General features: G+C 69.4%; 13 protein-coding genes. 3 read left to right on the top strand and 10 right to left on the bottom strand.

The features are described from left to right. Nucleotides 1-24: 24 nt before the first annotated feature. The 6 genes from AC0IZJ_RS02595 to AC0IZJ_RS02570 form a co-directional block, all read right to left on the bottom strand. Entirely contained in the window at nt 25-906 is an 882-nt protein-coding gene (locus AC0IZJ_RS02595; protein WP_471846351.1) for a DMT family transporter, read from the bottom strand. Continuing rightward, entirely contained in the window at nt 903-1394 is a 492-nt protein-coding gene (locus AC0IZJ_RS02590; protein WP_471846349.1) for a methylated-DNA--[protein]-cysteine S-methyltransferase, read from the bottom strand. Before AC0IZJ_RS02590 ends, AC0IZJ_RS02595 begins: the two co-directional genes overlap by 4 nt. Next, entirely contained in the window at nt 1391-2845 is a 1455-nt protein-coding gene (locus AC0IZJ_RS02585; protein WP_471846347.1) for an Ada metal-binding domain-containing protein, read from the bottom strand. Before AC0IZJ_RS02585 ends, AC0IZJ_RS02590 begins: the two co-directional genes overlap by 4 nt. Nucleotides 2846-2922: 77 nt before the next feature. Beyond that, entirely contained in the window at nt 2923-3687 is a 765-nt protein-coding gene (locus tag AC0IZJ_RS02580; RefSeq protein ID WP_471846345.1) for a substrate-binding periplasmic protein, read from the bottom strand. A 49-nt stretch (nt 3688-3736) separates the two neighbouring features. Further along, nucleotides 3737-4489: a LytR/AlgR family response regulator transcription factor gene (locus tag AC0IZJ_RS02575; protein ID WP_471846343.1), complete on the bottom strand. Its 753-nt coding sequence runs from the start codon at nt 4487-4489 to the stop codon at nt 3737-3739. Nucleotides 4490-4491: 2 nt separating this feature from the next. Further along, on the bottom strand, nt 4492-5616 hold the full coding sequence (locus AC0IZJ_RS02570; RefSeq protein ID WP_471846341.1) for a sensor histidine kinase: 1125 nt from the start codon (nt 5614-5616) through the stop codon (nt 4492-4494). A gap of 137 nt (nt 5617-5753) precedes the next feature. Here AC0IZJ_RS02570 and AC0IZJ_RS02565 point away from each other — a divergent pair, with 137 nt between their 5' ends. Genes AC0IZJ_RS02565 through AC0IZJ_RS02555 form a run of 3 tightly spaced genes read left to right on the top strand, consistent with a single transcriptional unit; the run spans nt 5754 to nt 9235 of the window. Further along, a complete protein-coding gene (locus AC0IZJ_RS02565; protein WP_471846339.1) occupies nt 5754-7151 on the top strand; it encodes a phosphomannomutase/phosphoglucomutase in 1398 nt (465 codons plus the stop codon). Between the two features lie 51 nt (nt 7152-7202). Continuing rightward, complete coding sequence (locus tag AC0IZJ_RS02560; protein WP_471846337.1) at nt 7203-7958, top strand: tetratricopeptide repeat protein; 756 nt, start codon at nt 7203-7205, stop codon at nt 7956-7958. After that, the gene (locus AC0IZJ_RS02555) at nt 7958-9235 is read left to right on the top strand and encodes a 3-deoxy-D-manno-octulosonic acid transferase (RefSeq protein WP_471846335.1); all 1278 of its coding nucleotides are present in this window, start codon (nt 7958-7960) and stop codon (nt 9233-9235) included. Before AC0IZJ_RS02560 ends, AC0IZJ_RS02555 begins: the two co-directional genes overlap by 1 nt. Here the strand turns inward: AC0IZJ_RS02555 and AC0IZJ_RS02550 are convergent. Genes AC0IZJ_RS02550 through AC0IZJ_RS02535 form a run of 4 tightly spaced genes read right to left on the bottom strand, consistent with a single transcriptional unit; the run spans nt 9225 to nt 14703 of the window. Next, a complete protein-coding gene (locus tag AC0IZJ_RS02550; protein WP_471846333.1) occupies nt 9225-10562 on the bottom strand; it encodes a serine hydrolase in 1338 nt (445 codons plus the stop codon). The genes AC0IZJ_RS02555 and AC0IZJ_RS02550 overlap by 11 nt on opposite strands. A gap of 37 nt (nt 10563-10599) precedes the next feature. After that, on the bottom strand, nt 10600-12012 hold the full coding sequence (locus AC0IZJ_RS02545) for an efflux transporter outer membrane subunit (RefSeq protein WP_471846331.1): 1413 nt from the start codon (nt 12010-12012) through the stop codon (nt 10600-10602). 14 nt (nt 12013-12026) lie between these two features. Beyond that, on the bottom strand, nt 12027-13610 hold the full coding sequence (locus AC0IZJ_RS02540; protein WP_471846329.1) for a DHA2 family efflux MFS transporter permease subunit: 1584 nt from the start codon (nt 13608-13610) through the stop codon (nt 12027-12029). Between the two features lie 10 nt (nt 13611-13620). Beyond that, nucleotides 13621-14703: an HlyD family secretion protein gene (locus tag AC0IZJ_RS02535; protein ID WP_471846327.1), complete on the bottom strand. Its 1083-nt coding sequence runs from the start codon at nt 14701-14703 to the stop codon at nt 13621-13623. Nucleotides 14704-14706 lie beyond the last annotated feature (3 nt).

Here is a 14706-nt window from a genome sequence, read left to right as displayed (position 1 = left end):
GCTACCATGACTTGCAGGGTGGAGTCAGCGTGCCTTGCTCCCAACCAGTCCCAGCGCCAGCGCGATGCCCACCAGCACGATGGCGCCGCCGGCCACCATCTGCGCCGTGACGGCCTCGCCGAGAAAGAGCGCGCCCCAGACGATGGCGAACAGCGGGATCAGGAAGGTGACCGACACCGCATTGGTCGGCCCGACACGGCTCATCAGCCGGAAGTAGAGGATGTAGGCCAGCGCCGTGCACAGCGCCGCCAGCGCCAGCACGGCACCCCACGCCACCGCGCCCGGCGGGACCGCCGGCCAGAGCCAGGCGGCGGGCAGCGCCAGCATCAACGCGGCGGCGAACTGGCTGCCGGTGGCGACGACCAGGGGCGCCGCGCCCTGCAGAAACCGCTTCGTCGCGTTGGCCGCCAGCCCGTAGCAAAGCGTGGCACCCAGGCAGGCCAGCATGGCCCAGAAACCGCTGTGGTCCGCTCCCGGCTTGAAGCTGGCCTTGTCCCAGGCCAGAAAGGCCACACCGGCAAAGCCGATGACGAGGCCGAGCACGCGCAGCCGGGTCAGCCCCTGGCGCAGCCAGACGAAGGCGACCACGGCCGTCCACAGCGGCGTGGTCGCGTTGACGATGCTGGACAGGCCGGCCGTGATGGACAGGGCCGCGAAGGAGAAGAGCACGAAGGGGATGGCGCTGTTCAGCGCCCCGACGAGCAGCAGCGCCTTCCAGTGCCGGCGCAGTTCTTCCAGTTGCCCGCGAGCGGCCAGCAGCGGGATCAGCAGGGCGCTGGCCAGGCCCACGCGCATGGCGGCCAGTGCGATCGGACCGAACTCGTGCGCACCCAGGCGCATGAACAAAAAAGACGCGCCCCAGAGCGCCGCCAGCAACACCAGCTCGCCAATGTCGAAAGCCTTCATGCGGCGGCACCTTCCAGCGTCAGCAGGGCCTTCTTGCGCTCCAGCCCTCCGGCATAGCCGGTCAGCGAGCCATCGGCGCCGACCACGCGGTGGCAGGGCACCAGCACCGAGATCGGGTTGCGGCCGACGGCCGCGCCGAGCGCGCGCGCGGCGCTGGCCCGACCGAGCCGCCCGGCCAGTGCGCCGTACGTCGAAGGCTGCCCGGGCGCGATGGCCAGCAAGGCCTGCCAGACCTCGCGCTGGAAGGCCGTGCCGGCCGGGTCCAGCGGCGGCAGCTCGAATGGCCTGCCGCTGAAATAGGCCGTCAGGGCGTCGGCGGTGGCAGACAGCAGCGCGTCACTGCCATCGTCTTGAGGCACGGCGAGTGCGCCGGGGTGGTGCTTCTGCCCGTCGAACCACAGGCCCGAAAGGCCTGTCGCGCTGCGGGCGGCGGTCAGCGGGCCAAGGGGCGTTTCGATGCGGCGTTGCAAAACATGGTGGTGGTTCATGAGTGTCTCCACAGGTGAAGGACGGCGTAGCTGCGGAAGGGCCGATAGGGCTCGGCTGCTTCGAGGTAGGCCTTGGGTGACAGCAAGGGGCCGTTTTCGTCAACGGCAGCGCTGAGGGCCTTGCGCAGCACCACATCGCCGGGCGGGAAGGCATCGGGCCAGCTCCAGCCGCGCATCAGCATGTAGCCGGCCGTCCAGGGGCCGATGCCGGGGATCTGCGTCAGCTCCTGCGCGGCCGCTTCCGCGCTGCCCTCGAAGCGCGCAAAGGCCAGCGTCGGCCACGCCGTGGCCAAAGCGATGAGGCTGTCGGCACGGCGGCCGATGATGCCCAGCGAGGCGATGTCATCGCGGCTTGCGGCGGCAATGCGTTCGGGTGTCGGAAAGAGGCGCTGGCAGCCTTCGGGTGCGTCAGTCAACGCCTCGCCGAAGCGCTCGACGAAGCGACCCGCCAGCGTCCGAGCGGCGGCCACCGTGACCTGTTGGCCCAGTACCGCGCGCACCGTCAGCTCGAAGCGATCCAGGCAGCCCGGCAGGCGCTGGCCCGGCACGCCGCACTCGCCCAGGGCGGCGGCGATTGCCAGCGGGTCGGCGTCAAGGTCAAGCCAGCGGCGCAGCAGCGGCAGCAGCGAGCCGACCGCCGGCCAGAGCGTGGGCGACAGCTCGACGGCCACCTCGCCGGGCTTGTCGAAGCGCACCCGCAACCAGCCGGCATGGCGGTGGCCCGCGTGCGTCAGGGCCAGGGAACGGGTGATGGCGCCCTCCTCCACTTTCTCGACGCCAGCGACGGCGCGCGGTGCGAGGAAGGCGAGGACACCGGCCACGTCATACGGCTCGCGATAGCTCAACCGCAACTTCGATACAGGCGCCGTGCCGCCGCCCTCGCGACGAAGCGCCGTCGGCTGCAGCCGGTAATGCTCGATGAAGGCCGCGTTGAAGCGGCGCAGGCTCGCAAAGCCGGCCGCGTAGGCCACCTCCTGCACGGGCAGCGTGCTGTCGGTCAACAACGCCTTGGCGAGCAGCAGGCGGCGCGTCTGCAGGTATTGCAGTGGCGACACGCCGTGCGCCGTCTGGAAGATGCGGCGCAGGTGGCGGCTCGTGATGCCAAGGTGTTTGGCCAGGCCCTCGACGCTGGCCTCGGCGTCGTCGCAGGCGTCCAGCCAGGCGGCGGCCTGCTGGGCCAGCGTGCGCGAGGCGTCCATCGTCGTCCACGGCAGCGCGCGCGGAGCCAGTTCGGGCCGGCATTTCATGCAAGGACGAAAGCGCTCCGCCTCGGCTTGGGCGGCGGTCGAGAAGAAGCGGCAGTTCTCGCGCTTGGGGCAGCGCACGCGGCAGACCGGGCGGCAGTAGATGCCGGTGGACGTGACGCCTACATAGAGCCGCCCGTCGAAGCGCGCGTCATGCGCCTGCAGGGCGGCATAAGCGGCGTCGGGCGCAAGGGTTTCGGACAGCATGCAGCCAGTCTAGGTGCCGACCGTCGCTGCGGCTGGCCGTTTTCGGACACCCAGACGCGGCATGCTGCCACGCGATGTCAGTGCTTGTCGGTGGGGAAGTAGCGGCGGCGCAGGCGGGCGACGCTGCCGTCCTCCTCCAGCTGTTGATAGGCCTTCTGCCAGAGCTGGGCTTCCTCGGGCGCCAGCCCGAGCGACGCAGCCATGTAGAGCCTGGCGTCGCCGAGGGCCTGGTGGGTCGTGAACTGGTGGCGGCCGTAGCCGTACTCGCCCATGGCCGCCTCGATCATCGGCGCTCCGGCATAGACAGCATCTAGGCCACCGCCGACGAGCATGCGCAGCAGGTCCCGGTAGTCCTTGCCCTCGACGATGCTCTTGAACTGCTCGGCCTGCAGATTGCGCAGGATGGGTGACCCGCGCAGGACGCCCACGCGCAAGGGACGCAACTGGACCAGGCTCAAGCGCTCGTCGGTGGCTGGCGTGATCAGCACGTAGCGCACCCTCATCAATGGCACCAGCCACTGGAAGCGGGTCTCGCGGTCCGGCGTGCGGGCCAGCGGGAAGACGCCGACGCGGTCGCTGCGCTCGACCAGCTGCACGGCACGCGCCCAGGGGTAGTAGCTCACCTGGGTGGACCGGCCGATGCGCTGCGCCATCAGCAGGACCAGCTCATGTGCATAGCCGCGCGGGCCGGCGGGCGAACGCCAGGCAAACGGCGGGAGATCGCCGGCCACCCATTCGAGCTGAGCTGAGCGGTCTGCCACCTCGTTGGTGTGCTGGGCTCGCGCGGTCGCGGGCGTCAATCCCGTGACGGACAGCATCAGCAGCAGATGGCGGCGCAACATCATCGGCAGGGCTTTCGTTGCCCCCCGACTCTAGCGCCGCGACACGAACCTACATCGCCTTGAACAGGTGGACGTAGGCGCGGCTCACCGGCAGCTCGTTGCCCTTGCCGCGAATGCGCACGAACAGCCGGCTCTGCTCGTCGCGGCGCGTGCCTGCCAGGTGATCGAGGTTGATGATGGTGGAGCGATGCACCTGCCAGAAGCGGTCGGGGTCGAGCTGGCCGGCCAGCTCGAAGATGGGCGTACGGATCAGGTGCTCGGCCGCGGCCGTCTGCACGATGGTGTATTTGTCGTCGGCATGGAAGAACAGCACCTCGTCCACCGGGACCTGGTGCGTCAGTTCGCCCTGGGCGGCGCGGACATAGCGCAACCGTGCGGGCGCGGCGCCGGCGGTCGAGGGCAGCAGGCGCTTGAGGGTCTCGGCCAGCGAACCATCGGCCGTGGCGGCGGGAGCCGCACGAAGGCGCTCGACGCAGCGTGCCAGGCGGTCGGCCTTCAGCGGCTTGAGCAGGTAGTCGACGGCTCGAGCCTCGAAGGCGTCGACGGCGTACTGGTCGTAGGCCGTCACGAAGACGACGCGCGTCGCGCCCTCGATGCCCTGGGCCACCTCCAGCCCCGTCAGGCCGGGCATCTGGATGTCGAGAAAGGCGATGTCGGGCTCCAGTTCGGCAATCGCCTCGGCGGCCTCTATGCCGTGGGCGGCCGTTCTGACGATCTGCAGTTCCGGCCAGGCCTGGGCCAGCTGGGCCTTGAGGTACTGAGCCAGATGGGGTTCGTCGTCTGCGATCAGGGCGGTGGTCATGGCTAGGAGCCTGTCAAAGGAATCTGGATGGTGGCGAGCGTGCCGCCACCTTCGCGGGGCAGCAGTTCAAGGGTGGCGCCAGGGCCCCAGCGGGCCGCCAGCCGGGCACGGATGTTGTCCAGGGCCAGGCCGTTGCCGCCGCGCCGCCTGGGTGCATCCAGCCCCTGGCCGTCGTCCGCGACGGTGATGCAGAGCCGGCCGGCCTCGCGCCGCGCGCTGACGCTGATCCCGCCGCCGCCGACCTTGGGTTCCAGGCCATGGTGGATGGCGTTCTCCACCAGCGGCTGCACCAGCAGCGGCGGCAGCTCGAAGCCGGCCAGTTCGGCAGGCAAGCTCAGGTTCACGCGCAGCCGCTCGCCCATGCGCAGTTGCATCAGGCCGAGATAGGCCTCCAGCATGCCGAACTCCTGGGCCAGCGTCGTGCTGTCGCCGCGCAGCTGGCCGAGGCTGGCGCGCAGATAGTCGGTGAAGCGCTCCAGCATCAGCTTGGCCCGGTCCGGGTCGAAGTCGATGAGGCTCTGCACATTGGCGAGCGTGTTGAACAGGAAATGCGGCTCGATCTGGCCCTGCAGCAAGCGCAATTGGGCCTCGGTGATGCGGGCCTGCATCGCCTCCTGCTTCCAGCGGGCCCGGTAGCGCAGGCCGATGAAAACGGAGATGACGGCCGAGATGACGAGGAACTCGGCCCAGAACGCCGGTTGCGCGAGCGCCCTGTTCCAGCTCTGCGTCATCCAGACCTGGTCCACCGCCGCAAGGCCGATGACGACGCCGATGGCCGAGCAGGCCACCGAGGCCGAGGTGTAGAACAGCCCGGCGCGCCAGTCCCGCCAGCCGACGATCGTGTCGATCCAGCGCTGCGGCGCGAGCTTCTCGAAGCCGCGGAAGATGAAGAAGAAGCAGGCGGTCACGCAAGCGCTGACGAGCAGGTGGCCGGGCAGGTCGCCGGCCCACCAGCGCGCCGAGCCCAGTCGGCCGCTCTGCAGGCCGTGGAAGGTTGCGAAGAAGAAGCCGAAGAACAGGAACCAGAGCAGGTAGATCAGCAGCCGCACATGCAGCCGGTCCGGGCGGTGCTTCATCAGCACGCGCTGGTGGCGCAGGGCCTGGGCGAATTCCTCGGAGAAGGTCATGGGGCGCGAGTGTAGGAAGCACCGGCGGCATGCCCCTTGCATAAGCGACGGATCGACAGCCGGCACGACAAATGGCCAGTCATGGGCCGTGCCTACAATCCGCCGCGATTTCAAAACCCAGTATTCGAGGGCATTTCATGCAGGTTCACGCTTCCATCTTCAAGGCTTATGACATCCGTGGCGTCGTCGGCCAGACCTTGAACGAGGAGCTCGCAGAGCACCTGGGTCGCGCATTCGGCACCGAGGCCAAGGCCCTGGGCGAAAAGGCCGTCGCGGTTGGCCGTGACGGTCGCCTGTCGGGCCCCGGCCTGGTGGCGGCACTGGTGCGCGGCCTGCGCTCCACGGGCCTTGACGTCGTCGACATCGGCGCCGTGACGACGCCCATGCTCTATTACGTTGCCGCCACGCGCGCCAAGCAGGGTTGCAGCTCCGGCATCATGGTCACGGGCAGCCACAACCCCAAGGACTACAACGGCTTCAAGATGGTGCTCAAGGGCGCCGCCGTCTACGGCGACCAGATCCAGGGCCTGAAGCGCCGCATCGAGGCCGAGGACTACGCCAAGGGCCGCGGCCGCGGCGCCAAGATGGACATCGTCCCCGAGTACGCCGCCCGTGTCGTCAACGACTGCAAGCTGGCCCGGCCGATGAAGATCGTCGTCGACAGCGGCAACGGCATCCCCGGTGCGTCGGCCCCGGCCATCCTGCGCGCGCTCGGCTGCGAGGTCATCGACATCTTCTCCAAGGTCGACGGCGACTTCCCCAACCACCACCCGGACCCGAGCCGCCCCGAGAACCTGGAAGACCTGAAGCGCGTCGTCCACGCGACCGGCGCCGAGCTGGGCCTGGCCTTCGACGGCGACGGTGACCGCCTCGGCATCGTCACGAAAGACGGCGAAATGATCATGCCGGACCGCCAGATCATGCTGATCGCCGCCGACATCCTCAAGCGCAACAAGGGCGCGCAGATCATCTTCGACGTCAAGTGCACGCAGCGCCTGGCGCCGTGGATCAAGAAGCACGGCGGCAAGCCGCTGATGTGGATGACGGGCCATTCGCTGGCCAAGGCCAAGCTGAAGGAAACCGGCGCGCCGCTGGCCGGTGAGCTGTCGGGCCACATCTTCTTTGCCGAGCGCTGGTACGGCTTTGACGACGCGATGTACACGGCCGGTCGCATGCTGGAGATCCTGTCCCGCGCCAAGGACCCGAGCGCCGTGCTGCAGGCCCTGCCCAACAGCTTCAACACGCCCGAGATCAACGTGCCCTGCGCCGAAGGCGAGCACCACGAGGTGGTCAAGCAGCTCAAGGAACTGGTGTCGCTGGCCGACCTGCCGGGCGCTCTGGAGATCAACACCATCGACGGCATGCGCTTCGAATACGCGGACGGCTTCGGCCTGATCCGCCCGTCCAACACCACGCCGGTGCTGGTGCTGCGCTTCGAGGGCCACACGCCAGAGGCGCTGGAGCGCATCCAGCATGACGTGCTGGCGCAGCTCAAGCGCGTGAAGCCGGACGCGCAGTTCGCCGCAGGCCACTAAGGACAGAGCGGCCGCAGAGCCGCCTTATCTACGAAGACAGGGAGAAACGACATGCCAATCATCGGAGGCCTGCACATCCTGATCGCGCTGCTCTGCGCGGTCCATGTCGTGCGAAGCGGCCAGCAGCTCTACTGGCTCTTCATCCTCTTCGCCTTCCCCTTGCTGGGCAGCCTGGTGTACTTCTTCGCCATCTACATGCCTAACTCGCGGCTTGACCACGGCGCCCGCAAGGCCGTGACCGCCGCAGCACGGGCGATGGACCCGGGCCGCGATGTGCGTGAGGCGCGCGTCGTCTACGACGTCTCGCCCTCGGCCCAGAACCAGATGCGTCTGGCCGAGGCGCTGCTGAACGCCGGCGAGGCCAGGGAGTCGGCCGAGTTGTACGAAGGCGCGCTGAAAGGGCCGTTCGCCAGCGACCCCGACCTGCGCTTCGGCGCCGTGCGCGCCTATGTCGAAAGCCAGCGTTTCGACGCGGCCCTGAGCCATCTGCAGGTGCTGAAGGCCGAGCGGCCCGACTACCGGCCCGACCAGATCCTGCTGCTGCTCGCGCGCAGCTTTGCCGGCACCGGCCGGCAGGCCGAGGCGCGCGAGAGCTTCGAGGCGGCGGTGCGCCAGTACGGCAGCTTCGAGGCCCACGCCGAATATTCGATCTGGGCGCTGGCCACGGGCGACGCCGCCACGGCCGCCCGCCTGCAGACCGAGATCGATCGTCAGGTGCAGCTCTGGACGCCCGCAAGCCGGCACCTGAACGAGCCGGTCATGCGCCGCCTGAAGGCCGCGCATGACCTGGCACGTAAGGGTGGCTGATGCCTGAGGGCCTGGCGCTGGCCCTGTACGCGGCACTGTTGCGTCTGCTGACGCCTTTCTACCTGCTGCGACTGTGGCGGCGCGGTGCCAAGGAGGCGCTCTACCGGCAAGCGCTGAGCGAGCGCCTCGGCTTCTCATCTGGCTCGACCGAGCCTGGCCGGCTGTGGATCCACGCCGTGTCGCTCGGCGAGACCCGCGCCGCCAGCGCGTTGATCGCCGCGCTTCGTGCCCGCGAGCCATCGCTCAAAATTCTGCTGACCCATTCGACGGCAACGGGCCGCGAGGCCGGCCATGCCTTGCTGCGCGATGGTGACGCCCAGGCCTGGCTGCCCTACGACACGCCCGGCGCCGTGCGGCGCTTCCTGCGCCACTGGCAACCGAGGCTTGGCGTGCTGATGGAAACCGAGGTCTGGCCCACATTGCAGCGCGAGGCCGAACATGCGCGCGTGCCGATGGTGCTGGCCAATGCGCGGTTGTCCGAGAAGAGCCTGCGCCAGGGGCAACGGTTCGCCGCGCTGATGCGGCCCGCTGCACGACGCATGACGCTGGCGCTCGCACAGACCGAGGCTGATGCGGAGCGCATCCGCGCCATCGGCACGGCGCGTGTCGAAGTCGCCGGCAACCTCAAGTACGACATCGCCGTCGACCCAGCGCTGATCGCACGCGGCCAAGCCTGGGCCGAGCGAGTGAGCCGGCCAGTGCTGATGCTGGCCGTCAGCCGCGAAGGCGAAGAGGCCGCGCTGCTGGCCGAGTGGCTGAAGCGCCCTGCCCCGCGCCCGCTGCTGGCCATCGTGCCGCGCCATCCGCAGCGCTTCGACGAGATCGCCGCGCTCATCGAAGGCGCCGGCTTCAAGCTCGCACGCCGCAGCGCCTGGGCCGACGAACCGCCCGCGCAAGCGCTGCAGGCCGATGTCTGGCTCGGGGACTCGATGCGCGAGATGCCGCTGTACTACGGCCTTGCCAGCGTCGCGCTGCTGGGCGGCAGCTTCGAGCCGCTGGGCGGCCAGAACCTCATCGAGGCTGCCGCCTGCGGCTGCCCGGTGCTGGCCGGGCCGCACACCTTCAACTTCGCCGAGGCCGCCGAACTGGCCCTGGCGGCCGGCGCGGCCGTGCGTTGCCCGTCCCTGGCCGAGGCGGTCATGCGCGGCCTGGCGCTGTGCGCCGACGATGCCGAGCGGCGCGCGATGAGCGCCAACGCCCTCGCCTTCTCCACCGCCCATCGCGGTGCGGCTGCGCGCATGGCGGCCGCGCTGCTGGCGCTGCGAACTATTCCCTGACGAACCGCAGCGTGGCGGCGCCCTGGAACAGCGTCAGCCCCTTCAGGTCGGCATCGAACTCGATCTCCAGCGATGTGACCTTGGCGAAGAAGCGGCGAGGCGCCTTGGCGAACAGCTCGAATTCGCCCTGCCCCGTGGCCTGCGCGAACAGGCGCTGGCCATCGGCACGGATGGTCAGCTTGAACTGCGGGTTCAACGCGTAGACGCCGGTTAGCGGCTGCAACTGCTCGGCCGCGAGCGTGATGCTGGCCTGGCGTGTGGCCGACAGGTCGCGCAGTGGCACGCCGCTGTCGAGGAGGTGCAGGGCCAGGTCGCCCACCGGCACCTGGGCATTGGCCAGCACGACGGTGGCGCTGCGGCGATCTGGGTCCAGCCACAGCGAACTGCTGAAGCCACCCGTGCCGCCGTCGTGGTTGAGCAGCGCGCGGCCGTTCACCGTGGCCATTCCCCAGGCCAGGCCGACGGGACTGTTCGAACCGTCGCCGACCACCCGGCGCTGCAGGCACAGCGCGAATGCCTCGCGCAGCGGGTGCTCGTAGCCGCCCATGGCCGCCTCGGCATAGCGCAGCAGCCCGCGCGCCGAGCCGTGCAGCGCACCGGCCCCGGCAGTCGGGCTCTGGAAATGCCAGGCCGACACGGGCTTGCCTTGCATGTCGTGGCCCTGCAGCAGCGAGGGCCGGCCGAAACCGATGTGCGGCGTCAGCCCGAGCGGCTTTAGCACGCGGTTGGTCAACAGCGTGGCGTAGTCAGTCCCCTGGCGCAACGCGAGCGCATGGCCCATCAGTCCGTAGGCGAGGTTGGAGTATTCGAAGCGGCTGTCGCGCGGGACGCTGGGCTGCCAGTCTTTCAGGAACTGCCGCAGCGTGACCCAGCCGTAGTCGGCATACGGGTCGTCCGGCTTGGCAGGTGCGAAGTTGGGCGGCAGGCGCGGCAAGCCCGAACGGTGCGTGGCCAGGTCCACCCAGCGCAGCGGCTGACCGGTGCTGTCGCGCAGCTTGAGGCCGTCCCGCAAGGCCGCCTCGACCGGATCGTCGAGCTTGAGTTCACCGCGCACGACGGCATCGGCCAGCAGCAACGCCGTGAAGGTCTTGGTGATGGAGCCAATCTCGAAGACGCTGTCGGCGTCGGGGCGAGCGCCGGTCTTCGCTGCACCGGCAAACTGGGTCTTGCCGCCACTCAGCCGGCCGGCGGCCAGCGCGACACCGTCGTCCTTGAGGCGGGCTTCCAGCAGCGTCTGCAACGCGGCGGCCTCGGTCTGGGCCAACGCAGGGATGGTGGCGCTGCCTGCAGCGGCCAGCAGGCAATGACGTCTTGTGATGCGGTCCATGGGGGTCTCCTCCAGGGGCCGCAGCATAACGACGCGGTCAGCCGCCGCTGGGTGTCCAGCCGCCGCCCAGCGCCTTCACAAGCTGCGCCGTCGCCGCCCACTGCGCGCCGCGCAGTTGCGCCAGCGCACGCTCCGTCGCCAGCGGCGTGCGCTCGGCTTCCGTTACGTCGAGGTAGCTGACGGCGCCCTTGTCGTAGCGGCTCCTGGCCACGCTCAATGCCTGGGCAGCCGAGCTCAGCGTGCGGTTCTGCGCGTCCACCGTGGCGGCGCGGCCCTGCAGTTCGGCGAGTGCGTCGTCCACCTCGCGCAGGGCCTGCAGCATGCGGCCGCGGAAGGCGGCGAGCGACTCGTCGACCTGGGCCTTGGCTGAGGCCAGGTTGGCCTTGTTGCGGCCACCCTCGAACAGCGGCAGCGAGATGCTGGGGCCGACGTTGTAGAGACGCGCCGGCGCCGAGATCAGCGAGCCGAGGTCTTCGCTGGAGTAGCCGAAGCTCCCCGTCAGCTTGATGGAAGGGTAGAAGGCCGCCTCGGCAATGCCGACCTGGGCCGTGGCGGCGTGCAACTGGGCCAGGCTCTGGGCGAGGTCGGGACGTCGCTGCAGCAGCTCGGACGGCAGGCCGGCGCGCAGCAGCGGCGGCGCGGCCATGGGCGAGGCCTGCAGCTTCAGCTCGGCGGCAGCCTGGCCGGTCAGCGCGGCGATCTGGTTCAGCAGCAGAGCCTGGCGGCGCGGCAGGTCGGTGACGTCGGCGTCGGCGGCGGCGAGTTCGGCGCGCACCCGTTCCAGGTCTTGCGTGGTGGACGAGCCGGCGTCGAAGCGGGTCTGCGCCACCTTGAACGCGTTCGCGCGGCTGTCGCGCAGGCGTTGCAGCGCAGCGTTTTCGTCGGCCAGCGCGCGCCATTGCCAGTAGGCGTTCGCAACGTCCGCCGTCAGTGCGACGCGGGCGGCAGCGGCGTCCAGCGTGGAGGCGTCGAGCTGGGCTTGCGCCGATTCGCCCTGGCGCTTCACTCGGCCCCACAGGTCCAGCTCCCAGCCGATGCTGGCCGAGAGGCCGAAGGTCTCGCCCTCGAAGGTGACGGGATGGCCATTCAGCACCGGCGTCGTCGTCGCCTTGGCGGAGGTGCGCAGGCCGCCTGCATTGGCGCCGAGGTCGACGCGCGGCAGGTGATCGGCCTTGGTGGCGCCGAAGACGGCGCGGGCACGTTCGATGCGCGCGGCGGCGGCAGCCAGCGTCGGGCTGGCCTGCAGGGCCTGGGCTTCGAGCGCGTTGAGCTGGGCGTCGTTGAACATCAGCCACCAGTCGCGCTGCAGCTCGGCGCCGGCCACGGGGGCTGCCGCGCGGTAGGCGGCGGGCGCATTGGCGGCGGGCGCCTGGTAGTTGGGGCCCAGCGTCGTGCAGGCGGTAAGCGCGGCCGCGCTGACGAGGGTGAGAACAGTCTTGAGTTGGATCATGTCGATCTCCCGATTCAATGTGCGGCTTCGGCGGCGCCGGCGCCGCCGAGCACCTTCTTGCTCATCCAGACGATGGCGACGCAGCTCGCGAGCGCGATGCCGAGGATCAGGAAGGCATCGTTGTAGGCCATGACGAAGCTGTCGCGGCGCACGACGTTGTCCAGCGCCTTGAGGGCCATGTCCTGCGCCGTGGCGAGGTCAAAGCCCTTGGTCGCGAAGTTCTGTGCGAGCTGGTCCAGGCGCAGCTGCGTGGCCGGGTCATAGAGGCTGACGGACTCGCCGATGCGGGCGCTGTGCAGATGCTCGCGGTTGGTCAGCAGCGTGGCCAGCAGCGCGATGCCGACCGAGCCACCAAGGTTGCGCATCATGTTGAACATGCCCGAGGCGCTGGACAGCAGCTGCGGCGGCACGCCGTTCACGGCGAAGTTGGTCAGCGTGATCATGATCAGCGGCTGGCCCAGCGCGCGGACGATCTGCGCGGCAATCAGCTCGGGGCCGGCCGTTTCGGCGCTCATGTGGGTGTTCATGAAGCACGACGCGGCGAACAGCGCCAGGCCGACGCTCATCATCACGCGGTTGTCCAGCTTGGTGGACAGCTTGGCCGCGAAAGGCATGATGAACAGCTGCGGCAGGCCCATCCACATGATGACCAGGCCGATCTGCATCGGCGTGTAGCTGGCGATCTGCCCCAGGTAGAGCGGCAGGATGAAGGCCGAGCCGTACAGGCCCATGCCAGTCGTGAAGGCGATGACGCCGGCGATCAGGAAGCTCGGGCGGCCGAGGATGTGCAGGTCGATGAAGGTGTTCTTGCGGGTCAGGCCGCGCCAGGCCCAGCCGTAGATGCCGCTGACCGCCAGCACGGCGGCCGTGATGATGAAGGGGCTCTGGAACCAGTCCTTGGCATTGCCCTCCTCCAGCATTGCCGTGAGCGACCCCAGGCCGATGGCCATGCAGGCGATGCCGAACCAGTCGACGTCGCGCAGCAGCCGCAGGTTCATCGGCTCTTTCTCAAGGCCGATGCTGACGCCGAGCAGCAGCAGGATGCCGGGCACCCAGTTGATGTAGAAGATGCTGGGCCAGCCGTAGAGCTCGGTCAGATAGCCGCCAATGGTCGGGCCCAGCGTGGGCGCCAGCGTGGCCGTCATGCCGAACAGGGCCAGGCCGATGGGCCGCTTGTTGAGCGGCAGCTTGCGCGTCACCAGCGTCATCGCCATCGGGATCATCACGCCGCCGGTGAAGCCTTGCGCGGCGCGGAAGACGATCATGCTTTCCAGGCTCCAGGCCATGCCGCAGAGCGTGCTGAAGATCAGGAACAGCGCGACGTTGACGACGAGGTAGCGGCGCGTGGAGAACACCATCGACAGGAAGCCCGCCAGCGGGATGACGACGATCTCGGCGACGAGGTAGGCGCTGGAGATCCAGGAGCCCTCTTCCTGCGTGGCTGAGAGCGCGCCGAGGATGTCGCGCAACGACGAGTTGGTGATGGCAATGTCCAGCACGGCCATGAAGGCGCCCAGCAGGCTCGCCAGCACGGCCAGCCAGGTGCGGCCGCTGACCTTCTGGTCGGGCGGCGGGGGGAGGTAGTTTTCGTTGCCCATGGCCTGGGCCTCAGAGTTCGACTTCCACCTGCACCGACAGCCCCGGCACGATGCGCGTGGCGGCCTCGCCCAGTGCCTTCAGGCTCTCAGGCTCAAAGACCACCTTGACGGGCACGCGCTGCACGATCTTGGTGAAATTGCCTGTCGCGTTGTCCGGCGGCAGCAGCGCGAAGCTTGCGCCCGAGGCGGGGGCGAAGCTGTCGACACGCGCCAGCAGTTCCTGGCCGGGAAATGCATCGACGTGCACGTGCACCTTCTGGCCCGGCTTCATCTTCGCGAGCTGGGTCTCCTTGAAGTTGGCGACGATCCAGACCTCGGGCTCGACGATGGCCGCAAGCTGCTGGCCGGCCTGCACGCGCTGGCCCACCTCCACCGTGCGCTTGCCGATGCGGCCGTCGCTCGACGCCTTCAGCTCCACATAGCCAAGCTGGTTCTGCGCGTCCTTCAGCAGCGCCTGGGTCGCGCCCTTCTGCGCATTGGCGGATTGGCGCGCGCTCTCGGCGGCCACGATGGCCTCCCTGGCGGCAGAGGCGCCGGCCTTGCGGGCGGTCAGGTCTGCGCGGGCCACGTCACGCGCGGCCAGCGCTGCATCCAGCTCCTGCTTGCTGGTCGCGCGCAGCTCGGCACCGAACAACGCCTGGCTGCGCTTGGCATCCAGCTCGGTGCGGGCCAGCACGCTTTCGGCCTGGGCGACCTGCGAGTTCGTCACCGCGGCTTGGGCCTTGGCCTGGGCGATCTGCGCGGCACCGGTGGCGATGGCCGCATCGGCCTGGGCGATCTGCGCCTTCAGGCGTTCGATCTGCACGGCGGCGTCGGCCGGGTCCAGGCGCAGGAGCACGTCGCCGGCCTTGACGACCGCGTTGTCCTGCATGTGCATCTCGGTGACGACACCAGCCACACGCGTGGCGACCGGGTGCAGGCGGCCGGCGATGAAGGCGTTCTCGGTCTCCACCAGATGCTGGGCGCGCCACCACATGCGGCCGCCCAGGCCGATGCCGCCAATCAGCAGCAGTGCGCCGAAGAGGATCAGCGGTACGGGCGGGCCCTTCTTGGCGGGCTTGGGCGGGGTGGCGTTTTCTTGCGGTGCGTTCATGAC

It is taken from the genome of Roseateles sp. AC306 (genome assembly GCF_979253795.1).
Note: the sequence above shows the minus strand (reverse complement) of the source record. Positions and strands in the feature narration are given on the sequence as shown.